Raw genomic sequence first — 25,655 nt, forward strand, 5'->3', positions numbered from 1 at the left:
GCAACAATCACTCCGGCGGCCGGCGTTGCGACGAACGCCGTCAAGGAACGAGCGCTGGGGATGTCCCGGGTTCTGTTGAATTTCTGAAGAGGTCGGCGTTGCCACCTTGAGCCGGTAGGCTCGGGGTGCTGATTCCAAAGGAGAGCAACGCCATCACGAGAGATATCACACACCGGCTGGTTGGCCGGCGGCCGGCGCGGTGGACGAAGCATTTGCGGAAGTGCGGGCGAGTCCTCGAGTTCAGCTATCAGAAGCCCCTATTTGGCGTGAGCGCCTCGGCGGCAAGCGAAGGTGACGGACCAAATGTCAACTGGGCCAACCGAAGAAGCCCGACGCATCTGCCGGGTCCGAGATGCGTCGGGCTGAGTGGAAGGCTGAGCGCGACAGTCTTCCTCCCAGAACCGCGTCTGCAAATAGTATGCCGTGCCCGCACTGCTACACCAGTATCTCAAATTAGATATCTGCCCTGCCACAAAGTTCCGCGAGGCATTCAGAGACGCTCAGCCAGCTCCATCTTCAATGGCCTGACTATTCCCGTTCCAAAAACTCCCGCCATCACCTTTCGTTTGGATCAAAAATGAGGCAGAAGAAGCGGACAACGGGCCGCCGGCTCATCAACAACAGATATCTAGATGTTTGACACATTGCTACGCGTGACTGGAACGATCGCCCCGAGCTCGCGCACGACAGAGGCAAACGATCGAGATCTAAGCTTAGATTTCGCGAAAGGTGCGCTCATTGTTTTGGTGATCGCTGGGCACCTGATTCAGTATGTCATCTACCGAGACGACGGGTTTTGGTATTCGCCGTACTACAAATCGATCTATATGTTTCACATGCCGCTCTTTATGGCGATAAGCGGATATCTTTCTTCTCGATCACTGCTGCAAAAGTCGTTCACTCGAGCAGCCAGCGACCGTGCGAAGCAGCTCTTGCTGCCGATGCTGTTTTGGTGGACGTTCATGGAGACAGCTAAGCTGGCGGCATTGTGGCGCGCGCCCCGCCTAACGAGCGGACTTTTGGAATTTGTAGACGATTTCGCTGGCACATACTGGTTCATCTGGGCCACGTTTGTTTCCTACCTTCTCCTCAAGATTTCTACCAGGCTAAACCACCAATCGTGGGTCATATCTGGCTTAGCCATACTGGTCGCACTCGCGCCTCTGACATTCTCCATATCACCCCTGATCAGATTCACTTACCCGTTCTTCTGCTTCGGCTTCTTGCTTGCTCAATCGAGAGAGCGATGGACGCGTACATCGCGACATCACAAGCCGCTCCTAATTTTACTTCTCTCAATAGTGACCTGCGTATGCTTTCTCGCTTGGGGCAAGGATACCTATGTCTACAATAATCTTGGGGTAATTCACGATTTTCGGTCGGCTAAAAACGTGCTTCTGATGTTTGTTGGCTCTGCAGCTGCCTCAGCAATCGCTATCGAACTCCTGCTGCAATGCTGGAGCGTTGGCCATTCAAATCGAATTGCCCGCTTTATCGCTGTGGAGTTGGGCCAGACCACGCTGCTGCTCTACCTGGTCCAGGGTACCGTGTTCCGTCTCATGGATTTCGTACAGTTCGGAGAACTTTGGGATCTCACGACCCGGTTGATCATCGCGGGTATGCTCGGGGCCGCGATTATTGCGATCGCGCTAACGGTGCGCTCGATTGTTCGCGGCGTTCCATATCTGTCGCAGCTCGTCCTTGGAATGCCGCCACGCTCTGGTCTTCCGCAAGCCAAACCTGCAATGAACTAGCTGTATGCATTTGACGTTTGTACGGCAGGGTATGGCGATAGCTTGTGACGCCGCGGGAATAGCGCTCGAACCCAGATCCGACGGCGACGGCGTGCCGCCGGTCGAGCCGGTGATCGGCATAAGAGCAACCCCATCGAAGCGTGTATTGATCAGGTTTGTATGGCACCGGCGAACTCAGCCCATTGCCTCCGTCCAAATAAGATCGACTGTCGTGAGATTAGCTTCGCTGCACCAGTCGTCCAGCCGCCGGGTTTCGACCCAGATCTGGCGATCGAACTAATCCAATCACACTCGGCGAGATGTTTCTTCGAGTGCCGTACTGAACCCGAGAGTCCAGTCGTTCGAATCTCCGTCTCGGCCCGCAGCTGCCCGAAGTAAAAGGCCCTCAGCAACGAACAAGCCGTTCTTGTTCGATGAGATGGCGAGGCGATTACTCATCGCGAGCAAGTTGTGCTCAGATTCAGTCGCGCGCGCAGCGAGCTCGGCCGGAGCGCCTTCGAGGACAAGAGCAAAGCATCCGGCTGCTGTAGCTGGCGCGCATCGTCAAGCAGGCGTAGGGCATCGTCCACGTTCCGAACTTGTACCTTGAAGCCGCCCATCGCGTTCACGCTTTTGTGGTGTGAGACCAAAGATGACCCATCACGGAAATTTCGCAATTCACCAAGGCCCGGATCATCTCAACACGCTTGCCCCTCCCTCAAGTTCGAGGCGTCTGCGCCACGCTGCAGGACGCCTCGAGCGTTGCATATCGGGTCGTCGGAACTGAGATGAAAGCTGAGAAACGGCATGTCAGCTACAAGCAGGGCGCCAGGCCCTGTTGCGCGACCACGACCAGGTGGTGATTCATCGTCGCCATGCTGACCGGTAAAGTGGTCATCAAACCCAAGGCATACGTTGCCGACGCTATCGCCGACAAGAATGACGTCGACGACAGGATCGGCGATGCGTGCCGTTACCCGCATCATAAGCCGTGATCATCACCATGGCGCGCCCTTCCTCCTTGCGTCGTTGCAGAACTGGACTCGTGACGCGTTCAACCGGCAGCTGCGAAGTGTGGCTCATGTCGATCTGATCCGGCCCCGCATGTCTCTGGAAATGGCCTTCCCCTTGGAGAGCGAAAGGTATCTGTCATTAGGGAGCCCGAAAAGGAGCGTCACTGAGAAGTCGGAAGCACAAAGTTTCCAATGATTGGGCGGTCAGCAAATAAGGTCTTTCAACATGTCCTCTGCGCGGTGTTCCATGGACTGACCATCCGAACATTCTGAGCGTCAAAAACGGCGGCCTGGAGACGACGCACGCGAGCGGCGATAGTGGGTGTGCTTATGAGGCTGCGATTTACGTGTCAAAGCCGCTGTCGGCCCCTTAAGGCGGCATGTCCGTTACCTCTGGCTGCTGACAAGGATGGGCTGGCGCTTAAAGCCACGGCTTCGGCGGACTGCAGGCTCCGCAAACGACCGCGACCAGGCGAGGGAAAGAGGAAAGATGCACCAGCGCTCGCGCGGCTGCCGCAAACTCCGGAATGCGGATGACGTGTCCAGCATGTCCGTGTCCGTAGAGGCTTGATAAGACCTGCCGTCCAGGCAATCTCATCTAATCGAAATAAAGGCGGAACTTCCGCAACAGGCTGTCACCAATGGACGCATAACTTCATGATTTTGTAACAACTTCGCGCAGGCATCCACACAGATGAACACGCAACCAATCGCGATAACGCGATCGGACTGAAACCGAACGCGCGATGACACTGTGGACCGACCCGGCGAAGCCCGCGATCTCGCCCGGCCGGCAGCACCCACGTTGCAGATGCGAGGTCACAATCGTCCATTTCGTAGGTATATGGCAAGGCTCTCTCAAGTCGTTCGGGAAGCCGACGACAGCTCAGGATCCTTGATCTTGCGCTGCAGCGCGTGTCTTTCAGGCCAGTGTATCGGCAGCGCCACAAATGCCTGCATATATTTCGTCCAGGTCACCTGCTGTTACACAATATGGCGGCATCACATAAATCGTATTACCGAGTGGGCGCAGCAAGAGATTACGGTCTTTAAAGAAGGCGTGAAGCCTCGGGCCGATGCCTGCGAAATAGCCGGTATCTCTCGTCTTCAGATCGAGTGCTGTGATGGTGCCGCTACGGCGAACGTTTGCAAAGCGCGGATCGGCGCGGAATGCTTCAATTGCGTGCTCCTGCATGGTTGCAACCGCAGCGATGCGCCGGTGACATTCCTGGTCTTTCCACAGCTCCAGGTTAGCCTTAGCGGCGGCACAGGCCACCGGATTTGCCGTGTACGAACTCGAGTGAAAGAATGTGCGCGTACGGTCTTTTGAATAATGGGCATCGAAAATCTCCGCCCGGCAGAGTGTCACCGCGAGCGGCAGCGCCCCTCCCGTGAGACCCTTCGAATAGCACGCTATGTCTGGCACAACATTGGCCTGCTCACAGGCGAAGATTGTTCCGGTGCGGCCCCAGCCCGTCATGACCTCATCGGCAATGAACAGGACGTCCGACGCCTCGCAGATCCGCTTCATCTCTCTTAGCACCCAAGCTGGGTACATCAGCATTCCGCCTGCTCCTAACACCAGAGGCTCGACAATAAAGGCTGCGGGATTTTCGTTCCGACATGCTGACTCAAGCGCATCAAGCGTCGCCCGCTCAAGACCGCTCGCAGGGAACGGGATTGAGGTCACGTCGAACAGGAGAGGTCCGTACGCCACGTTGAAGACACCGCGGGCACCAACTGACATCGCACCGAACGTGTCCCCGTGATAGGAGTGCTGCATGACAACGATGCGTGTTCGCTGTTCGCCTATATTGTGCCAATAGCCGAGCGCCATCTTCAAGGCGACTTCCACGCTGGCTGAGCCACTGTCCGAGTAGAACACGTGGTCCAAGCCTCGGGGTGTGAGTTTCAAAAGGAGCCGAGCGACCTCCTCGGCCGGATCATGCGTGTAGCCGGCGAAAATGATTTGGTTCAGCTTGCCGGCCTGTTCCTGAATCGCGCTCACGATCTGCGGATGGCAATGGCCGTGAGTGACGACCCACCAGGATGAGATTGCATCTATGATTCGATGATCATCCGCCGTGTAGAGATAAGCACCGTCGCCACGCACAACCTTGGTCATCTCGTTGTGAAGAGCATGCTGCGTGAATGGGTGCCAAATTGGCCACCTCTTGTTTGGCTTCATGGCTTGAAATCGCCTTGAACAAACGAGCCTTTGAAGACATCCCGTAGGCTGTCTGCCGTCAAAGGAGAAATCCAGGGCAGCCGTCCTAACCACCGCACCCGCGCGATGTCACATATTGCGCTCTCAGTTTCAGAATTTCTTTCCCCGATGAATGCGATCCCAAGAATGTCGATTTGGCGCTTTCGCAAGGCCTCTATCGAGAGCAGCGAGTGATTGATGGTCCCGAGTAGCGTGCGCGCGCAAAGCACGACGGGAAGTCGCCACCGCTGGAAGATATCGATGTAGAGTGCGCTAGAATTCAGCGGCACCATCAGCCCGCCAGCGCCTTCGATGACGAGCGGTCGCTCCCCGGTATCCGGCAGGACGAGCGAATCGGGGTCGATGCGAATTCCATCTATTTCGGCGGCATGATGCGGGGAAGCGGGCGTTTTAAGGCGGTAACGCTCCGGAACGATCCGATCGGCCGGAAGACCGCTCAGTCGTGCGACCTGCTGGCTATCGGTCTCTCCTTCAACACCGGCCTGAATTGGTTTCCAGTAATTCGCGCCGAGAAGATGGGCAAGGCCTGCCGAAAAGACAGTTTTGCCGATCCCTGTATCTGTGCCGGTCACCACGATCCGCTGACTCATCGAGATCCGCCCCTCGTCTCCTCAACGAGGGCATCGAGCATCGCACGCACCTCATTCTCTCCGACGTTGAGCGTCAGTGAAATTCGTAAACGGGCCGTGCCGGCCGGCACCGTTGGCGGTCTGATTCCTCGGATGTCAAATCCGCGAGCCTGTAGCGCGGACGCTAGCCTCATGGCGCGGGCATTCTCGCCAACGATATAGGGCAGGATCTGCGAGTTCGAAGGACTTCTCTCGCCTCGCGCAACCATCTCCCGATGCGTGAACGCGACAAGCCTCGCCAGCCGCTGTTGGCGCTCCGGCTCCTCCTGCAGGATCAACAGAGCCTCCCGTACGGCTACCGCCATTAACGGCGAAGGGGCGGTCGCGAAGATAAACGGGCGACAGCGATTGATTATGAAGTCGCGCAGCACGCCAGAGGCGGTAACAAGCGCGCCGGCGGCTCCCAGCGCCTTGCCGCAGGTATGAATAACCAGGAGATTTTCGCGTCCTTCATAGGCCGCTGTGAGGCCTCGCCCCTGCTCGCCGTAAACGCCGGTGGCATGAGCTTCGTCCACAACCAAGAACGCATCGTGCCGGTCCGCGATCGCGAGCAGGTCTTCAAGCGGTGCGAAATCGCCATCCATGCTGTAGAGGCTCTCGACTACGATCCAGACCCGCCCCGCTCCGCCCGCGGCACGCCAGTCGCAAATTGCGCTTTCGATAACCTGGGGGTCGTTATGGGCGCTGATTCGAAACGCGGCTCGGCCAGCTCGTGCTCCTTCGTGAATGCTGGCGTGAACCAGGGAATCAAGGACGAGCAGGTCGTCCCGTTGCGGCAACGTTGTCAGCACCGCAAAATTTGCGACATAACCACCGCCGAAGAAGAGCGCGGTCTGCGCGCCGAAGAACCGCGCCGCTGCTGCTTCGAGGCGTTCGTGCTCCTCGCAGTTACCGCGCAGAAGCCGTGATCCGCCGGCTCCGATCGGAGTACCCCCTTCGAGCGCGGTCACGATGGCTTTTTTCATGCGCGGCGCGCTCGCCAACGCCAGATAATCGTTTGATGAAAAGTCAATCCCGGTGCGCGGCCTGAGACTCCGCAGGCGGTCGTCGTTTTTAAGCGCATCTAAGCCTGCCGCATAGCTGGCGACTTTACCCGCAATGATGGAATTCATTCTTCACTCGCTGAGCAAGGATGGACGCAGCAAAACTCCCAACTGGTCGCCAACGACAGGGTCTTACGGCGGCTAGCTTGTTGGATTCAAACCGGAACGATGCGATTTTGTCGATCAACCAGCACAATGCGCGGCCTGAAGATTCTTGCATCCGCCTCGTCAAGTGAGGCGTATGCAACGATACTTATTTTATCGCCGGGCATCGCCAGTCGCGCCGCCGCACCGTTCACGTCTACCGTGCCGGACCCTTGTGGCGCTTCCGTCACAAACGTTGCAAAGCGTGCCCCCGTCTCGAGGTTGTAGAGTTCGACGCGTTCGTTAATCAGGATACCGGCCGCGTCCAGCAGTGCGCGATCAATCGAGATCGAGCCTTCAAAGTGCAGGTCGGATTCAGTTACCGAGGCGCAATGAATCTTTCCCTTCATCATGATAATCTGCATTTCTTACCTACGCTGATAGCTTGCACGCAGCACGCCGTTGTTCTGATGACTTAAGCGAGTCCAGACGTAATGCCGAGCCGGGCTAACAAACTTGCATCACGGTCAAGTTGCGGGTTTTTGGTAGTCAGCAACACATCGCCGACAAAGATGGAATTCGCACCCGCCAAGAAGCATAGGGCTTGGAGTTCATCAGTCATATACTGGCGCCCGGCGGCCAACCGTACGACGCTCTTGGGCATCATGATCCGCGCGGTCGCTACCAGGCGCACCAGTGCAATCGGATCGGAACGCTCCGCCGTGACCTTCACCGGCACGCCATCCACCTCGTTCCACAGGTTGATCGGTATACTTTCCGGATGCTTGGGAAGATTGGCGAGCAGTACCAGCATACCGAGACGGTCATCGACGTGCTCACCCATGCCAATAATGCCGCCGCAGCAGACTTTGACCCCCACCTCGCGCACGCGCGTAAGAGTGTCGATCCGATCTTGCAAGGTCCGCGTAGTGATGATGCTGCGGTAGAACTCCGGCGAAGTGTCCACGTTATGATTGTAGAAGTCGAGGCCGGCGTCGGCGAGCCGCGCGGCTTGCTTTGGCGTGAGCATGCCGAGCGTTACGCACGTCTCCATGCCGACACGTTTAACGGCGGCAATCATGTCGCAGACCTTATCGAGATCGCGGTCCTTTGGACTGCGCCACGCCGCGGCCATGCAGAAGCGACTCGCCCCGGCCGCCTTGGCGCGCTGCGCGGCGGCGACCACATCAGCGCGATCCATCAAGCGAGTCGCCTTCAGGCCAGTGTCGTAATGCACGCTCTGTGCGCAGTAGGAGCAGTCTTCAGGACAGCCGCCCGTTTTGATGCTGAGCAGGCTTGCGGTTTCGACGTGGTTTGGGTCAAAATTGCCGCGATGAACGGTCTGGGCCTGAAATAGGAGCTCGGCAAATGGCTGCGCGTAAACCCCTTCCGCCTCGGCACGTTCCCAGTCGCGGCGGACCGGCGCGCCGTTGCGGCCGCTATTGCCTTCGACTTCCACAGCACCCCCAAGATTTTCGGTCGATCATACAGGCGACACGGTCGTGCGTAGCTTCGCAAAGCAACACTCTTGCCCGGTATTGACGAGAAATATCGCCGAGTTGCGCGGGCATGGCGCTCGTATCAGGCTAATCGCCGCTCCCCCATGCAGGATTTCCTCGCGAGGCCGAGACAAGCGCAACAACGCTCCTCGACGCGCCTCACTCAGGTAACTAGCCGATGCGTACGGTAGTTGCGCCCCGTAGGAGCCTCTCCTGATACAAATGTATTTGGCCGCGCGCCGTGTACAACGGATCCACGAATCTGCTCACCTGGCCGATTCCACGATGGTGTGGTTATGCGCGTCACATCCCCGTACAATAAACGGTGGCCCGGACGAGCCGACTCTGCGAGCGTTACCTCCCGCCGCCTCCAGAAGCGCAGCGGGTTGGGCTCTGGGGCGCAGAGTAGCGGCCCGGCGCGCCCTTGGCGGGTCTGTGGCCACCTAGGCTTGCTCGCAGCCCGTGGCTGTGGTGAGCAACTCCGCTGGACTCTCGATCACGTCGTCGCCGCCCGACTTGGCACGACGCGGCGAGATCTGCTAAGACGTCGCACTCATCTGCGCAAACAGAATTGCCGCTTCAGACGGCCCGAGCCCGACGATGCCCACGAAGGCTGCCGGAGGCATCGGAATGACCTGACGGGTCGGCCTCCAGAGATGCAGGCAGTAGCGACTATTGTTCACATACTGCGAATGAGGAGGATGCAGCTGCATCACACATTCCTCTTCATCCCAAAACATATCTTTGGCGAAGCACATCTCCTCCCAGTTTGGAGATCGCCGTGGCGTCGACACAGAGACATGCTCCCATCCCGGACGGACGAAGCCGACGATCTTGAGTTGGCAGCCACAAGGCCCCTGCACGAAGAAGAGACCGGAAGGACCAGACCCCGGTGCGGTGGCGAATCGGCCATCGCGGACGCGCCCCGCTTCGAGTCTTTCTACACTTTGCTTCCTCATGTGTCCTCTTTCTTCTTTTGGCCGATAGAGTTGCATCCGGCACCACTCGTGTTGTTCGACTCGTACATCGAACGGCTGGTACCCTGGCATGGGCGGCCCCAACTGCCGCTGATCAACTGCACCGACTTACTTGGATGAAGAACATCGGTTCTGTCCGCATCGTTCACCGGGGAGTTCTCTTGGGTTTATCTTTCGACATCTGAGCTCTCTTAAACTTTCTCGTCATTCGCCCGTTCGTTGCGAACTTGGCCTCATGCAGACAATCTGCGCAGACATCTACGATGGCTTGTCTTGGCAAGCCGTGCCACCAGAAGCTTCTGCTCGCCTCGTCGCCTGAACAAGTCCGCAACGTATGGCGTTGAGCTCGCCGTGCTTGGTGCAAGATGCCAGAATTCGACTGAAACGCTTAATGGCGGCGGAAGCCAATTCGCGTGGCATGATCCGGCGAACCGGCTACTTTGCCACCCAAACAAACGTCGCAGGCTTCAGCACATGATGCAAAGCGACGCCAATGCCTCGCCAGTTCATCGAGCGAGAGGCTTTGATTTCGACGATCTGACGGTGGGCTTTCATCTCATTCCTTCATGTCTAGCGGTTAGCCGGCTTGCCGCCTGAGACACCGTCAATGCGTCATCTATGTGGCCGGCCACCGTGACCCAGAATGGATTCATGGTCAGAGGCTCGCACGCGCGGTCCGCACTCGTTCAGCAGCCTCGCTCATTGGCCTTACCGCATGACGCAGTTTCGCAGTTCAGCCCTAGCGGGCTGTGAGCTCCAACGGAGAGACACCCCGCGCCGGGGTCACAAGCATTGACGATCGGTGCAACCGTCCGCCCGGTCGATCAGAACTGCCCGTCAACCTCATTTCTTTGCCGCCCCTCCGCGAGGCGAGCCAGCTTATCATATTCCTCAGCGACCTTGATCAGCCTGCATCTGGATGTGTCGTCCTCGAGCGACTCCGCTTTTCTTCGGGTCGCTTCAGCACGGCTTCGCCAATGTTTGGCGTCTGAGAACAGGTTTTTTTGCTTCATGCGGAATACGATGCAGTTTTTAGATCAAGAAAATGCGACACATGCCCTACGTAAGATCCCGTAGGTTGGCTGTCGCAAAAGCACCTCATTTGCCGTTATCTGCCGACCGCTCTGTTGATGTCTGAGATGCGACAAGCCGCTCGCAGCAAGCGCGGCGAGGGGCGCGAAATGCGCGACTCTCGACATTAGGGCTTGAATCGTACGTAGCGTCAGATTGTAGGGTCTTCTTACAGGTGGCGAGCGTGCTTGGCCGTACAACAGCTTCCGGGCGACACAATTTCGAGTGTGTCATTTGGCGAGCCAGATTGCAGAAGGCCCGCGTTGTCTCGGACGCCGCAGTGAAGCCGCCTCGGCGAATCATTGCAACGTGTCGCGATGAAGCCAGGCTGCAGGAGAACCGGATTCTAAGATCGCAGCAGCATCGTCGCGTGGCGATTGCCCGCTTTGATAGATTGCTCACGCAGAGGTCGCGGTCCGGAGATCGGGGCCTCGCAGCTCAGAGTGGAATGGAAGTTGGAGGCCATACTCATCTTACATAGCCGTGATGCGGCCGCGGCGAACCTGCAATAGCTTGCTCACGCCGAAACAGGTAGCTGTAGGCATACACGGTTGCCAGCATTCTCGCCAGAGATGCGCCGACTGGTCGCTCATGCCGGAGCCCCCTACGGGTGCCTGGATTGACTCCGCCGCCGCCTCCATCATGTTTTTCGTATCCAAAGACGGACAACACGGCCTCGGGAGTAGCAATGACTTCTGCAGCTTTGGCTACCAAGCAGTCGTTCAATTGACGGCCATGGAGCGCGCGAGGTCAGACCACAAGGAAATCTCGATCTATGCCCTGTCCGAAATGTCACACAGATAACTGGTGCGAGATCGCAATGCACGATCCCTGGAGCGGCCGACCAGTGATCAACTGCAATACTTGCGGTGAATATGCCGAGTACGATTGCCTCCAGCGCAAAGCAGCGCACGCGATCATCGCAGCTACCTTGGCTTGTACCGTGAGCAAAGAGGACCAGCGAGATCCGCGGGCGGTTGCTGACAGCATTTTGGATGTGCTGGAGAATGCCGGCCTAACAATCGCTTGCGCCTCAAGATGAATGGGAGGAACACCGATCGGCGCCGCTACAAGGCCCCGCCCGTCCATCAGAGAGATGGCCAACTGCGCCGCTCGTTCCAACAGCCACTTGATTGCCTTCAAAACGCCGTCTGTCCTCCGTTATCTAGAACGGCGAAGTCACTGTTAGGTGCCTTGACGGGAGTTTGGCTCATTGACCAGATTAACGCGCTGCCGATTGATCTCGTTTCCTATTCTGCTCAGCCGCCGCGGCACCGACAACTCCCGGGAAGCAGCCCTATTATGACGGGGACAGCGGGAGAGCTCGGCTGGATAGACAAAACCAATTCGCACAGACTCGAGAGAGCATTCAGCCATGGACGATTGATTCCGGCGCCGAGGCAGCTCCTATCCACACATTCAAGTAAGCTTGATTGATTCGCTTGATCACTCGTGGCCGGCGACGAGCAGCCTCACAGCTGGGCGTAGCTATGCGCGCACACTCGAGCGGACCCGAGCTGCGCGTTCCGCAGACGACGAATACAGAAAGCCAACTGCCGTGGTGAAGCGCCTCCCGCCCTCCTCGTCATGCGGCTGGCTCCTGGCGAACGAAGACGGTTTCGACATATTCACGCGATAAGCCCGCAGAGGGATTGAATCGTACGTAGCGTCAGATTGTAGAGTGCCCCCTTAGGGAGCACCAATGTTCGGTCGCTTCAGAAGTTCCTGTGCTAAAGCGGAGCAGGCCGGTTGCTTGCGATGAGAGCTTTTCTGCCAAAGCGGCGCTCACTGCGAAGAACGCTGTTTCTGTCCTGTTCACGCAGATCGCCGGCCCGTATGAAGACAAGATCGCCCACATGTAAGAAGGCCCAATCCAGCCTTGCAGGCTTCGATATACGTTTGCGGGCACTGAGTGCCCAACCCGCCGCTGCGAGATTGATGCGCTATCCCGGAGCGGACATGTGAGAGGACCCGATGGATCCAATAGGGTCTTGCTCGTCGATCACTGTGAGGGCCAATGCCGGGCCATTGTTGGCTTCAGGAATGGCGATCCTGGAACCGCATATATGTGCGGCGAACCTGTTGTGATGGGACCTCGCCAAAAGCTGTCATCATGGTGCGCTTATCACCATTCCCGAATGCACGTCACGCCATGGTCGGGCGGACGCAGCGTCGTTGAAGGAAAGCAGACTAGATGACCAACAGTAATCCGAGACGAGCGCGCGCAATTGCTAGGCATGGGCAGCGGTCGTCGCGGGAGCAAGAGAGCTGCCGATAGATCCGCGAGCTGGATCTGCGCGACGTGCAGGCCTGACGATTGCCCCAGGGCCGAACGCCGATCCAGGCAATGAGGCCCATCAAGACCTGATGAACGAGTATTAAGAAGCTTATGTGAGCGCCTTGGATCAGAAATGAAGTGGAAGTTTATACCCGCGAGGGACTGAAGATTGATCTCGGCACCTTGATTGAGGGCAACACCGCGTTCGAAGCCGATAAGCCGGCGATCCATTTCGAGGGCGCGCCTCTAAAGCTTACGCTTCTTTCGGCGCATGCGAGCGGGTGGCACGTGGTTTAGAGGCCCGGGTCGACCTCTCCACGAGCAGCTCATCCGAATTCTTTCTGCCGAGGGGCTGCAAATCAAATGTGATAATTGAGGTAGAACGCAGTTGATCCGTCAGCTCAGGCTGCTGTCCGCAGAATGCTTGCTCAAGAACCGGGACTTTGCCGCGGGCATCGATAAGAGAAGGGGCGCTCGGGACCAGCAAACCGCGAGTTTCAATGGCAGCGGCACGTGCTCAAGGCGAGCCTATTCACGCACATGCGGGCTTTGCCTAGTCATACTACGGCTGGCCCAAAGACATGCTTGCGAGCGCGGAAAACACCCCCGCGCCGAATGGTCGCCGAACCGAGCAATGACCTTCTGAGCCATATCGTCCGCGCGCTAAACGCACGATTGTTGTTGATTCCGTGGCCACTCGCGAGCAATGAACCGCCAGATTCTTTTCGCTAGTGAATTCGTCATTCGGTGGCGCAGGGCACACTGATCGTCGCGATAAACCCCTTGAGGTCCCATATAGCACTGGCCTCATTCATGCAGCGTTTTTCTGTGAACTCAGACAGCACAGAGTCAATATGCGCGCCTTCACTCTTGCTTGCCAGATCACCAGCTTGATTGTCCAGAAATCGATCGATGATGATAAGTACTGCGCGACAAGAGAACGAATTTCAATGCTTTGTTTGCCCGGCTTGCTCGCGGTTGCACTGGATGAACAGCAGACTGGAAAACTCTCAGGTAAGGACACGAAATGAGGGACACTCGCTGGCTCAACGCGCGAGTTGACCACGCAGGGGACTGTGGAACGCTTCTCGGCCAAACGGGTCTGCTTACCTCCTATGCGCGTCCGCAATTTCATTAATTGCACCCGCGCAATAGAGAAACGCCTGACGAAGGCCGAACGAAATCTTCTGGGCTACAAACTTTCGTATAGTCCTTCAAAACCCTTTCGATGTGGAAGGTTACCTCCGTACAGTTGAGCAATTGATGCAATGCCTATACAGAGTCCAGAACTCGGCAGTTCGAGAGCGCGACGCTTCCGCATTCGAAGAGGCCAGACGCGATTGACGTCGTCGATCGGGGACCGACATTAGCCTGCGCAGAGCAACGATTTGTCAAACCAAGAGAGCAAACGGCGGGTCGCTCTAATCACCGGCGTGACTGGACAGGACGGCGCCTATCTCGCCGAACATCTGCTGTCGCTCGGCTATATCGTGCACGGCATCAAGCGGCGCTCGTCTTCGTTCAACACTGCGCGGGTCGACCATCTCTACCAGGACCCGCATCTCGGGGACGTGCCGTTCCTGATGCACTACGGCGACATGACGGACTCGACCAATCTGATCCGCCTGGTGCAGCAGATCCGGCCGACCGAGATCTACAATCTCGCAGCCCAGAGCCACGTCGCCGTCAGTTTCGAGAGCCCCGAATACACCGCCAATGCCGATGGGATCGGCGTACTGCGGCTGCTCGAGGCGATCCGGATCCTCGGCATGGAGAAGGAGACCCGGTTCTACCAGGCCTCGACCTCCGAGCTCTATGGCCTCGTCCAGGAGATCCCGCAGAAGGAGACCACGCCGTTCTATCCGCGCTCGCCTTACGGCGTGGCGAAGCTCTACGGCTACTGGATCACGGTGAATTACCGCGAGGCCTACGGCATGTTCGCGAGCAACGGCATCCTGTTCAACCATGAGAGCCCGATCCGCGGCGAGACCTTCGTCACCCGCAAGATCACGCGCGGCGTCGCGCGTATCGAGGTCGGGCTCGAACAGACGCTCTATCTCGGCAATCTCTCGGCCAAGCGCGACTGGGGCCATGCCAGGGATTATGTCGAGGGCATGCATCTGATCCTCCAGGCGGACAAGGCCGACGATTTCGTGCTGGCGACTGGTGAGACGCGCTCGGTGCGCGAGATGGTCGAGCTGTCGTTTGCGCAAGTCGGTCGCCGCATCGAATGGCGCGGCGAGGGCGTCGACGAGACGGGCGTCGATGCCAAGAGCGGCAAGACCGTGGTGCGGATCGATCCGAGCTACTTCCGTCCGACCGAGGTCGAACTCCTCGTCGGCGACGCCAGCAAGGCGCAACAGGTGCTCGGCTGGAAGCCGAAGCGCAGCTTTGTCCAGCTCGTCGAGGAGATGATGGCAAGCGATCTGGCGGAAGCAAAACGGGAGGTGGCCCATGGCAAACGCACCGTTTGAGCTGAAGGGCAAGAGCATCTACGTCGCAGGTCATCGCGGCATGGTCGGCAGCGCGCTGATGCGCCGGCTCGCGCGGGAGGACGTGCAACTCGTCACGGTCGACCGGCGCGAGGTCGATCTCTGCAACCAGGCCGCCGTGTTCGACTGGTTCGCGAAAACGCGGCCGCAAGTGATCTTCCTCGCCGCCGCAAAAGTCGGCGGCATCGTCGCCAACGACACGCTGCGTGCCGAGTTCATCTACGACAACATCGCGATTGCCGCGAATGTGATCCAGGCCGCGCATCAAAACGGCGCCGAGAAGCTGATGTTTTTGGGCTCGTCCTGCATCTATCCGAAGCTGGCCCCACAGCCGCTGCGCGAGGATTCGGTGCTATCAGGCCCGCTCGAGCTGACCAACGAGCCCTACGCGATCGCCAAGATCGCCGGCATCAAGATGGCGGAAGCCTATCGCAGCCAGTACGGTAGCGACTTCATCAGCGTGATGCCGACTAATCTCTATGGCCCCGGCGACAATTATCATCCCGAACTGAGCCATGTCGTTGCCGCGCTGATCCGCCGCTTCCACGAGGCGAAGGTCGCGGGCGCAAGGAGCGTCGCCGTGTGGGGCACCGGCACGCCGCGGCGCGAGTTCCTCTATGTCGACGACATGGCGGATGCCTGCGTGCACCTGATGAAGAGCTATTCGAGCGCGGATCTTGTCAATATCGGCACCGGCGAGGACATCACCATCGCCGAGTTCGCGCGGGTCGTGGCTGAGGTCGTCGGTTACGGCGGCGAGATCACTTTCGACACGTCGCGCCCCGATGGCACGCCGCGCAAGCTGCTCGACGTCAGCCGCCTCGCCAGGCTCGGCTGGCGCGCGAGGACAAGGCTTGTAGATGGAATGCGGCAGACCTACCAGGCCTTCTTGGCGGTATCGGGTACATCGGACAAAACGTGAGACTCAGCTGCTAACTGCTGACGTCGCTCATTGTCCGATTGCCAGAAAGTTGCTTTAGGATCTTCCGGCGAATTCGACTGGGCTCCACGTGTTGCTTGGAGCTCGCGCACCTCTGGGTGCCGCGTGCCCGATGGAGGGCAGGCACGGCTCGATTGGCCGATAACTATAGCGAGCGAATTGGTCAGGCGCGCCTTGCGGGACGCTCTGTTTTGAACTTGAGGTAAACTGATTAGCATGTGCGGAATTGTCGGCATCTTGGGGCGCGGTCCGGTCGCGGATCGTCTCATCGATTCACTGAAGCGACTGGAATATCGCGGCTACGACTCAGCGGGCATCGGAACGCTCAAAGGAAACCAAATCGAGCTTCGACGCGCCGAGGGCAAGCTGAGGAACCTTGAGACACGCGTTCAGTGCCATCCGCTCTCAGGCCATGTCGGGATTGGGCACACGCGCTGGGCTACTCATGGCAAGCCGACGGAGCACAATGCTCATCCGCATGCAACGGACAATGTTGCAGTCGTCCATAACGGCATAATCGAGAATTTCCGCGAGCTGCGAGCGGAGCTAAAACAGCATGGCGCCTGTTTCGCCTCTGAAACAGACACCGAGGTGGTGACGCATCTCATCGACTTTTATCTGAAACATGGCTGCTCGCCGCAGGAGGCAGTAAAAGCGTCCCTGCCGCGGCTAGTCGGCGCGTTTGCGCTTGCAATCCTGTTCAAGGGTCAACACGACCTCATGATCGGTGCGCGCAAGGGCTCACCACTCGCGATCGGGCATGGCGAAGGCGAAATGTATCTCGGATCGGATGCTATCGCGCTCGCGCCCCTTACCGGCTTGATCACCTACCTTGAGGACGGCGATTGGGCTGTGCTCAACCGCAACTTCAGCGTGGTCTACGACGCACAAGGCACAGTTGTCCGCCGGCAGGTGGTGAAATCTGGCGCGTCGTCGGTTGTCGTCGACAAAGCAAACTACCGCCACTTCATGGCGAAGGAAATCCACGAACAGCCTGGGGTGGTCGGGCAGACGCTGGCGCATTACGTCGATATCGCCACCGAAAGCGTAGCACTGCCGCAGGAGCTTCCGTTCGACTTCAACGAGATCGGACACATCTCGATCACGGCTTGCGGCACGGCAGGCTACGCCGGCCATATCGGCAAATACTGGTTCGAGCGGCTGGCTCGTATTCCGGTTGAGCTCGATGTCGCCTCCGAATTTCGGTATCGTGAGGCGCCGATGCGCAAGGGAGATCTTGCTATCTTCATCTCGCAGTCTGGCGAGACGGCCGATACGCTGGCCGCGCTCCGCTATGCCAAATCGCAAGGCCTGCATACCGTCTCGATCGTAAATGTACTGAGTTCGACCATTGCGCGCGAAAGCGGGACAGTGTTGCAGACACTCGCCGGACCTGAAATCGGCGTTGCCTCGACCAAGGCGTTCACATGCCAGCTCGTCGTCCTGGCGGCGCTTGCGGTCGCTGCTGGCAAGGCCCGCGGTGAATTGCTGGAGAGCGACGAGGTCGATCTCGTGCGAGTGCTGATCGAAATTCCGCGGCTCGTTACAGCGGCGCTTGCCAGCGAGCCGCAGATCGAGAAGATCGCACGCGACATCGCCAAATCGCGTGACGTGCTATATCTTGGTCGCGGCACGTCGTTTCCACTGGCCTTGGAGGGGGCACTGAAGCTAAAGGAGATCTCCTATATTCACGCCGAGGGTTATGCGGCCGGAGAGCTCAAGCACGGCCCGATCGCCTTGATCGACGAGAGCGTTCCCGTAATCGTCATTGCTCCCTACGACCGGGTGTTCGAAAAGACCATCTCGAACATGCAGGAGGTCGCCGCACGCGGCGGCAAGATTATCTTGATAACGGACGCTCGGGGAGCCGCAGAGGTATCCATGGATTCACTCGCGACGATTGTGCTGCCGGAGATGGGTACGACGTTTACGTCGATTGTCTATGCGATTCCGGTGCAGCTTCTGGCCTACCACACGGCCATCCTGATGGGCACGGACGTCGACCAACCCCGAAATCTCGCGAAATCGGTAACCGTCGAATAAGGCAGGGTGATGCGGCCTGGAAGTGTCGTGGTCAGATTCCGAATGCGCACAAGCCTCGGTCAGATCGAATTACGATGTGCCGCCCGGCTCCTGGCCCGATGCCACAGCATGGTTTGTGCCGGTTCATAGCGCTTGCTTACGGAGGCCGAGACTCATGTGCAAAATCTACGGCCAATCAGGTTACGAGGCTGGTGTGGCGTTGCCTCCGGCAAGCAAGGAGTCGCGTATGACTTATCATGGCATTCCGATTGCTTGGACCTGGTCATAATTCGTGACGAACGTCAGGTTTTTCGTACGGCGTGGAAGCCAGATGAACCTGTTCGATTGATCCAAACGAATACTCGGTTATCGCTGAGGAGGCTCGCTACGTTCTTCCCCCTCAACACGGGTTTTGGAGCGCATTAGGACCGCAGCGCCCCTCGAAGTACGAGGCGCGCCTCGCTTCGAAGGACAACGTGGCACTTGCCGAGCATGGCGATCGGCGCTATCGGACGGGCTCGATCGCCAGCACGCTCACCAAACGTTTTCCGTCAAACCTCAGGTTAACTTGAGCAACTCGAGGCCAAATCGCTGGACGTCGGGGTGAGATGCTAACGGACCTCGGCCCCAATCGCAGGCTCGCGAGCTGTTCTAGCACGACATCTCACGGAGCTCTTCCCTGCCGCTCGAATGCCATGCATCTCGTCCTTTCCTTTTCATTGCATGTCGGTGCGCTCAATGAGCGAATTCGGCCACGCCACAGACAACAACCCTTGTCACCGAGAATTGCCCGACGTTTCAGTAGCTTGAGAGTCACTCCTGCCGTGCGAGCGGAATAACGCCCGAAAAACTGTGCGAGTTTGCGGCAATTGCCGAAAATATGCCGGAAACGTCAGGCGCTTACGGGTTGGTCGATAGTGCCCTGATGGCAGATTCGCGGCCATGAAACTGCACTGGGCTGGCGTGAGATTTTCTCCGGAACCGGCCATTTCAAACCGAGAGGAAACTCGCCATGTCACCAGCGTCCATCGCGCATGCGTCAAATGCCAAATCGCGCATTGGCGCCATCTTACGTGCGACGAGCGGCAACTTCCTCGAGCAGTTCGACTTCTTCTTGTTCGGGTTCTACGCCAGTGCCATCGGAAACGCGTTCTTTCCATCAGGAAGCGAAACCGCTTCACTGCTTAACACCTTCGGTGTGTTCTGGTTGGGGGCCTTGATGCGACCGGTTGGCGCGATTGTGCTTGGAGCCTATATTGACCAGATTGGCCGTCGGCAAGGCCTGATCATCACGCTTTCGATCATGGCTGTTGGCACCGTCATCATCGCCTTTTGTCCCGGCTATGCAACAATCGGCATTGCCGCACCCGCGATCGTGCTGTTCGGACGGCTGTTGCAGGGCTTTTCTGCCGGCGTTGAGGTTGGCGGCGTTTCCGTCTACCTCTCCGAGATTGCCACTCCGGGCAACCGCGGCTTTTACACATCGTTTCAGTCCTCGAGCCAGCAGGTTGCGATCTTTGTCGCGGCTCTTATCGGGTATTTTTTGAGCGAAGCACTTCCGGCCGAAATGGTTGCGGCCTGGGGCTGGCGGATCCCATTCTTCCTTGGCTGCTTGATCGTTCCGCTTATCTTCTTCCTGCGCCGGACGCTGGAGGAAACTCCGGAGTTTCTGGTCATGAAGACCCACCCAACGGCCCGCGAGGTCTTTACCTCCACAGTTGCGAACTGGCGCATTGTCATTCTCGGCATGATGATCGCGATGCTGACGACCACGACCTTCTATTTCGTCACAGTGTACACGCCTACCTTCGGCAAGCACGTATTGCAGCTGTCCTCGCAGAACACGCTCTTGGTGACGCTTTTGGTCGCCGTGACGAACTTCATCTGGAACCCAATTGGCGGCGCGATTTCTGACAGAATCGGTCGGAAGCCGGTCTTGCTGACCATTGCCGGCCTTGCCTTGGTGACTGTATATCCGGCGTTGTCTTGGCTTGTGACCGACCCAAGCTTTGGCAAGATGCTGGTAGTGGAAATGATGTTCTCGTTCTACTTTGGCACCTACAGCGGCGCCATGTTGGGCGCTTTGGTCGAAATCGTGCCGAAGCACGTTCGCACAACCTGCTTTTCTTTGGCCTTCGCACTCGCCGCAGCTCTCTTTGGCACCTTTACGCCGCTCGCATCGACTTGGCTGATCGATCGGACCGACGACAAGGCTTCGCCGGGTTTCTGGTTGATGTTTGCAGCTTTGCTCGGCATTATCGCCGCGCTCACGATTTATCCAGGAAACACCAAGAGAGTTGCGAAGCTGTCGCGACCCGAGCGGTCTAACCGGGCCGTAAGCGCGCAATTTACCACGCATTAGCAGCGCGCCCACGCGGGGACCTTCACGTCCAAGACTGAACTGAACGGGGTGCGTGGCGGTCCTTGCGGTGATCTCGCGGTGGTCCACGTGCCACTCTGCGGGTCACGGTTCTTCCTATGCGAGTCGAGCCGTATCGGGACGAGCCGTGGCTGATGTTGACCGGGAATGGCTGAGCACTATCGCCACGCTCGATTCGTTCTGTGGTCGGCGGCGCGATGATAATGCTCGCACTTTGCGGTTACGTGAAACACGGCAGAGCTCGCGCGAGGGAAATACATCCCTCGCGCGAGCTTCACGTGCGCTGCCAAGCAAACTTAACGCGCACGTCTTGAGGTTGCATGAATTCCCAGGGGACCGGTGTATCGCAGCTCGCCAAACCTTAGCGAGCGCTCGAAAAGCTTGAATCGTGCCTGGTGCACCGAGCGACGGGCCAATGCATGACCACGACCCAGGCCAGCGCTGGCTCCGCTCGATCAGCCGCGACTTCACGCACCGCTAGTTTGCGCGGATGAGGTACCGCGCGCAAGCTGTGCGAGCTCCGTCTCGAGCGTAGGGTTACGCTTGAACATGGCGTCGATCAACGCTTGCGCCGGCTGCTCGGTCGCTTCCACCCACGTCGCCTTCTCCGCTCGTGCGGAGGGCGCGAAGACACGCTTGACGACGGTCGGCGACCCCCTCAGACCGCATTTGGCCATGTCATCCACGCCGGCAGTTTGAGCGCTCCATTTTACGATTGAGGCACGGGCCGCACGCAAGGCATCGATCATTGCACCGCGGCGAATTTGATTGCTTGCCTCTAACATGCTGATGAGACAAGGAAGCTTGGAACGCAGCACCTGGACTCCTCCTTCGCAGCGCCGTTCCGCATCGATCGTGCGTGCTTTGAAGTCCAACGCTTTGATTGTGGAAACATAAGTAAGCTGCTGGACCCCGAGCCTCTTCGCAATGCCAGGTCCCACCTGCGCGGTATCGCCGTCGATAGTCTGCTTGCCAGTGAATATGAGGTCTGGTGGGCCATATTCCTTCCCGATGTTGCGAATCGCGCACGCCAGCGCGTAACTCGTCGCCAGCGTATCGGAGCCCGCGAAACTACGATCAGTGAGCAGGACAGCACGATCGGCACCAAATGTCAGCGCCTTTCGGAGAGATTCTTCAGCCGACGGCGGGCCCATAGTCAGAACAGTGATTTCGCCGCCGAACTTGTCTCGTAGCTCGAGCGCAGCTTCCAGTGCGAACAGATCATATGGGTTGATGATTGTCGGCACGCCCTGACGCATGATCGTATTCGTGACAGGATGCACGCGGATTTGTGCGGAGTCGGGGACCTGTTTGATGCAGACGATGCTGTGCATATGCTTCTCCTAAGATGTTGAGCAGGCTCCCCACGAATAGCAACTGTCATACCACCCCAGGCATTTCGCCGACGAGGGACGAATGCAATGGCTGGCGACTGACGGTGAGACCGTTGTCGGAACTGCGACGGGCTGCGCAAAGCGGACGTGATCTCTCTCTGATCTGAGTCGCAGAAATGGCGCGGCCGTGATCTTGCGCTCGTTCGACACCTAATCATTTCTCATAGGGCGAATAAATTGCAAGCAGACGATGACCAGCACCCGGCTAACGCGAATAGGGCTTACGCTTCCCGGCATGGCCACCCCCAAGCAGAGCACATCGGTTTCGTATCCGCTTCATGGACCAGAGTACCGCCTCTTGGCACGTTCTCCTACCGCGCCCGGGCGAGCGAGAGAGACGCGAGCCCGACTTTTATTCAGAAACGCTTGATCTCGATACCGTGCCTTCTCAAGGCATAACCAATCTGGCGCGGCGTCAGTCCAAGCAGGCGCGCCGCCTTGGCCTGTACCCACCCGGACCTTTCCATCGCCGCGACTACGCGCTCGCGATCTGTGACCTTGGCGGCACCTATGCTAGGTCGGCCGGGTGGCTCTAGCGGCGTCAGTTCGCTACCGAACGGCTGAACGTGTGCCACAGCTTGTGTTGGCGGCATGCTCAGCCTCGCGGGGAGTGAGATTATCGGGCTCGGCTGTCGCGCCACTTGCTCCGGCCCGCACTTCCATAGCGTGGCCGACAGGCATTGCCCGTGGCAGCAGGCAAAATCGTCTCTTACGATCGACGATCCGTGCGCCAGGGTCGCGGTCCGCTGCACACAGTTCTCCAGCTCGCGGACATTACCGGGAAATCCGCAATTCATAAGAACGTCAATCGCACTTGAATCGAAGACCAGAGCACGGCCGTTCTCATTGTTGAAGTTCTTCAAGAATCGAGCGGCGAGAAGCGGAATATCAGTGCGTCTTTCGCGCAGCGGCGGCAGTAGCAGAGGAACCACGCTGATGCGATAATAGAGATCGGCACGAAACTCCTTCCTTGCCACCGCCTCTTCAAGATTCTTATTCGTGGCTGCAATCACGCGGACGTCCACTTTGATCGTCTGATTGCCGCCCACCCGCTCGAACTCCTGCTCCTGAAGCACGCGCAGGAGTTTCGCCTGGAACGACGCCGAGATCTCGCCAATCTCATCCAGAAACAACGTTCCCTTGTCGGCGAGCTCGAAGCGACCCTTGCGCGCGTTGAATGCGCCCGTAAACGCCCCCTTCTCGTGGCCGAACAATTCGGATTCCAGCACCGTCTCGGTGAGGGCTGCGCAATTCAGCTTGATAAAGGGGCGTTTGGCGCGCGCTGAACGCTCGTGAATAGCCTTCGCGACCAGCTCTTTGCCGGTACCCGATTCGCCACGCAACAGAACGGTACTATTCGATTTTGCGATCAGCTCGATCTTCTCAAGCAACGCGCGCAGCGCCGGGCTGTCGCCGATAATTCCATCGACTTGGACCTTCTTACGCTCCCGCCCATGAGGCTTGAGTTCGGACAGCTGCTTCTGCGGCCGGAACTCCTCGTCCATAGGCCGCCCGCGATCGCGCGCAAAAGCGCAATGCAGCTTCGCCGTCTGGCCCAGAAGGCTTGCGACCATCGTCAGCAGGCGGAGGTCGTCCTCGAGCTGCGCGTGCGTCCCGTTGTCTGCGATGCGGTCGATGCTCAGCGTACCCACAACTTTCTCGTCAATGTCTATGGGAACACCGATGAACGCAATACGCGTATTACCGGCGGCGTCCAGCATCTCGACGTCCGAAGAACTGAAGATCGAATCCAGCGCTACGTTCTCGGCGATGAGCGGCCGCCCCGTCGCCACAATTTGATCAATTGCTCCTTGCGGCAAGCGCACCCCGCAACGCGCGTCGCGCCCTTCGCTCCGGCCGTCGTCTACGATGATCTCGGGCACCCCGTCATGATCGAACAGACATACGATGCCGCGCCGCATCTGCACGAGCAATGGCAGACGCTCGATGACGGTCGCCAGCTTGGCTTCGAGCCGGCATAGGCCGGTGAGCGTGTGCGCTATTTCAAAGATCGTGCTTAGCGATTTCTCTTGCGACCGCAGAATAGAAGCTGAAGGGTCCGCGTCGGAGGTTGAGTTTGGTTTTTCGCGCAGGGAAACGCTGTCCAGCATAATGACTTCTCCGTTCCTTTCTTGATCCTCCCCATCACCTCGATCGGACTTGTTGGACTCGTGTTGCATGCCTGCCTCGATCTGACATCCAGTTCTCAGGGCGGGGCGAGAGATGACGCCTCTTCATGGCACGCCGGCAGCACTTACAGTGACTAGATTTGCCGCTTTATTCTTTCCAACTCGCTGCGCGGATTCGCCCCGGCCAACATGGCTTCCATCGATGAAACTCAGTTAGCCGGGTTCGGCAGGGACGGATTCACTCACAAGTGTTGCCCGCCATTGATCGGCACTTCGGCGCCAGTGACATAACTTGCCGCATCTGAACATAGGAAGAAAATGACCTTGGCGACCTCTTCGGGTGTACCCACCCGGCGAAGTGGGATCTTTGGCACAAGATGCGCTTCCGTGTCAGGCGACAAAATGTCCGTCTTGATTTCGCCCGGCGCGATCGCACTGACGCGAATGCCATGTGAGGCGCAATCGTGCGCCAGTTCGCGCGTGAGACAAGCGAGCGCAGCTTTCGACGTCGCATATGCCGTGCCTGCAAATGGATGCACCCGCGCGCCGGCGATCGAAGTCACATTGACGATCGAGCCTGAAGCCGCTTTTAGCTCATCGAACAGACCCTGAGCGAGCAGGATCGGCGCCACCAGATTGAGGTGGAACACGCGCATCCAGGTATCGACTGAGGTCGCCAGCGACGTCAGCCGGGCACCGTTTGGCGTTTTTGGCGAGTTTCCGGCATTGTTTATCAGTCCCTGCAGCGGTGCGCCGGCAAGGCGCTCCTTTATCTGGGCAATCGCGCGCGGCAGCGTCCGATGATCGCTCAGGTCGACTTCGATATAGCTATCCCCCTCTGAGTCCCATGGGCAGCGCACCGCGTCGAATGGTTGGCGCGCGCAAGAAATGATGCGCCAACCGGCTTCCGAAAACAATCTTCGGGTGGCGCGACCGATACCGCGCGATGCCCCGGTCAATACCAGCGTTTTCCGCTCACGCAGCGGACGGCCCCCTCCATCGGCGTGAATTGGACCGCGAGCGTCCGTTTCCGACGATTGAGCTGCGACCGCATTGTCATCTGGTAGACCTAGATTCACACGCGACTCCCCTCCGCACCCCTCGCCTGTGCACCTGGTGCAGGATCCGGGCCAGAGCGATGCAGGGCACAGGTGGCGCGCTTTTAGGACGCAAATGGCAGGTTCCGAACATCTGGCCTGTTTGCTTTTCGACACCAGCAACGCAGCAATGGCTGTCGTCGAGCTCCCGGGTGCTGCCCACTGCGTGCGCTAAGCCTTCGAGCCGAGAGGCTGGTGTTTCCATCGCGAGCTGACTGCGTCGCCCTCCAGAGTGGTCTGTGGGTCATGCGGGGCTGGACGAGATAGGTTAGCTGCCTTTGGCGGAGATCAGGATTTAATGGCCAGTTCGTCCAAGTTGCTCTCGGCCAATGGTACGCGCGGCCGCACATGCGGCTCTTGAGCAATATCGATGGGCCGCCGGCCGCGCGGTTCATCACACCTCCGTCCGAAAGGACTCTGCGAGCGGCGCATGAACAAGGCTGTCGTCCAGAAAACGAGCTGACCGCAAAAGGGTTGCCCAGCAAAGGCGATCCATCTACCGGACGCGCCTCCTTGCTGCTGGGACATTCTGACGTGACTGTCTGTTACGTCAGATTTCCTCGGCGACCCGGACCGCCATTGCCGTGCTTTTCACCGTCTGGCCAGCGATGGCGGATTTGGCCGGAGGATGACAGAACCATAACCTT

16 protein-coding genes and 1 pseudogene are annotated in these 25,655 nt (G+C 58.4%); 7 read left to right on the forward strand and 10 right to left on the reverse strand.

Annotation, left to right across the window (positions count from 1 at the left end; all coding sequences use genetic code 11):
• The first annotated feature begins 632 nt into the window (after positions 1-632).
• Entirely contained in the window at positions 633-1,754 is a 1,122-nt protein-coding gene (nolL, locus tag IVB01_RS04740) for a nodulation factor fucose acetyltransferase NolL (RefSeq protein ID WP_247494268.1), read from the forward strand.
• 456 nt (positions 1,755-2,210) lie between these two features.
• Here nolL and IVB01_RS04750 read toward each other — a convergent pair.
• From IVB01_RS04750 to IVB01_RS04780, 7 genes and pseudogenes are all read right to left on the reverse strand, one after another.
• Positions 2,211-2,816, reverse strand: a pseudogene (locus IVB01_RS04750) (3-methyl-2-oxobutanoate hydroxymethyltransferase); the annotation flags it as partial.
• Between the two features lie 852 nt (positions 2,817-3,668).
• Positions 3,669-4,934 carry an adenosylmethionine--8-amino-7-oxononanoate transaminase gene (locus IVB01_RS04755; RefSeq protein WP_247494269.1) on the reverse strand — a complete coding sequence of 422 codons (1,266 nt, stop codon included), beginning with the start codon at positions 4,932-4,934 and terminating at the stop codon, positions 3,669-3,671.
• Positions 4,931-5,563 (reverse strand): dethiobiotin synthase, encoded by a 633-nt coding sequence (bioD, locus tag IVB01_RS04760; protein ID WP_247494270.1) that lies wholly within the window; start codon positions 5,561-5,563, stop codon positions 4,931-4,933. Before bioD ends, IVB01_RS04755 begins: the two co-directional genes overlap by 4 nt.
• Positions 5,560-6,714, reverse strand: coding sequence for an 8-amino-7-oxononanoate synthase (locus tag IVB01_RS04765; protein WP_247494271.1), 1,155 nt, complete (start codon positions 6,712-6,714; stop codon positions 5,560-5,562). Before IVB01_RS04765 ends, bioD begins: the two co-directional genes overlap by 4 nt.
• An 86-nt stretch (positions 6,715-6,800) precedes the next feature.
• Positions 6,801-7,154, reverse strand: a complete 354-nt coding sequence (gene panD, locus IVB01_RS04770; RefSeq protein WP_247494272.1) for an aspartate 1-decarboxylase — start codon at positions 7,152-7,154, stop codon at positions 6,801-6,803.
• 50 nt (positions 7,155-7,204) lie between these two features.
• Positions 7,205-8,188 carry a biotin synthase BioB gene (gene bioB, locus IVB01_RS04775; protein WP_247494273.1) on the reverse strand — a complete coding sequence of 328 codons (984 nt, stop codon included), beginning with the start codon at positions 8,186-8,188 and terminating at the stop codon, positions 7,205-7,207.
• Between the two features lie 579 nt (positions 8,189-8,767).
• Positions 8,768-9,223 carry a hypothetical protein gene (locus IVB01_RS04780; RefSeq protein ID WP_247494274.1) on the reverse strand — a complete coding sequence of 152 codons (456 nt, stop codon included), beginning with the start codon at positions 9,221-9,223 and terminating at the stop codon, positions 8,768-8,770.
• 3,469 nt (positions 9,224-12,692) lie between these two features.
• Between IVB01_RS04780 and IVB01_RS04785 the strand changes: the two genes are divergently transcribed.
• The 6 genes from IVB01_RS04785 (at position 12,693) to IVB01_RS04810 (ending at position 20,370) form a co-directional block, all read left to right on the forward strand.
• The gene (locus tag IVB01_RS04785; protein WP_247302419.1) at positions 12,693-12,851 is read left to right on the forward strand and encodes a hypothetical protein; all 159 of its coding nucleotides are present in this window, start codon (positions 12,693-12,695) and stop codon (positions 12,849-12,851) included.
• A 557-nt stretch (positions 12,852-13,408) separates the two neighbouring features.
• The gene (locus tag IVB01_RS04790) at positions 13,409-13,585 is read left to right on the forward strand and encodes a hypothetical protein (RefSeq protein WP_247494275.1); all 177 of its coding nucleotides are present in this window, start codon (positions 13,409-13,411) and stop codon (positions 13,583-13,585) included.
• 357 nt (positions 13,586-13,942) lie between these two features.
• A complete protein-coding gene (gmd, locus tag IVB01_RS04795; protein ID WP_247281322.1) occupies positions 13,943-15,028 on the forward strand; it encodes a GDP-mannose 4,6-dehydratase in 1,086 nt (361 codons plus the stop codon).
• Complete coding sequence (locus IVB01_RS04800) at positions 15,009-15,968, forward strand: GDP-L-fucose synthase (protein ID WP_276577598.1); 960 nt, start codon at positions 15,009-15,011, stop codon at positions 15,966-15,968. The genes gmd and IVB01_RS04800 overlap by 20 nt, the downstream gene beginning before the upstream one ends.
• Positions 15,969-16,202: 234 nt before the next feature.
• Positions 16,203-18,029 (forward strand): glutamine--fructose-6-phosphate transaminase (isomerizing), encoded by a 1,827-nt coding sequence (glmS, locus tag IVB01_RS04805; RefSeq protein ID WP_247494276.1) that lies wholly within the window; start codon positions 16,203-16,205, stop codon positions 18,027-18,029.
• Between the two features lie 991 nt (positions 18,030-19,020).
• Entirely contained in the window at positions 19,021-20,370 is a 1,350-nt protein-coding gene (locus IVB01_RS04810; RefSeq protein ID WP_247458873.1) for an MFS transporter, read from the forward strand.
• A 485-nt stretch (positions 20,371-20,855) separates the two neighbouring features.
• Here the strand turns inward: IVB01_RS04810 and IVB01_RS04815 are convergent, their stop codons facing one another.
• From IVB01_RS04815 to IVB01_RS04825, 3 genes are all read right to left on the reverse strand, one after another.
• Entirely contained in the window at positions 20,856-21,722 is an 867-nt protein-coding gene (locus tag IVB01_RS04815; RefSeq protein ID WP_247468399.1) for an electron transfer flavoprotein subunit beta/FixA family protein, read from the reverse strand.
• A gap of 416 nt (positions 21,723-22,138) precedes the next feature.
• On the reverse strand, positions 22,139-23,962 hold the full coding sequence (gene nifA, locus IVB01_RS04820; RefSeq protein ID WP_247494277.1) for a nif-specific transcriptional activator NifA: 1,824 nt from the start codon (positions 23,960-23,962) through the stop codon (positions 22,139-22,141).
• Positions 23,963-24,153: 191 nt separating this feature from the next.
• The gene (locus tag IVB01_RS04825) at positions 24,154-24,990 is read right to left on the reverse strand and encodes an SDR family oxidoreductase (RefSeq protein ID WP_247494278.1); all 837 of its coding nucleotides are present in this window, start codon (positions 24,988-24,990) and stop codon (positions 24,154-24,156) included.
• Between the last annotated feature and the right edge of the window lie 665 nt (positions 24,991-25,655).

Source organism: Bradyrhizobium sp. 164 (assembly GCF_023073715.1).
Lineage (GTDB): Bacteria > Pseudomonadota > Alphaproteobacteria > Rhizobiales > Xanthobacteraceae > Bradyrhizobium.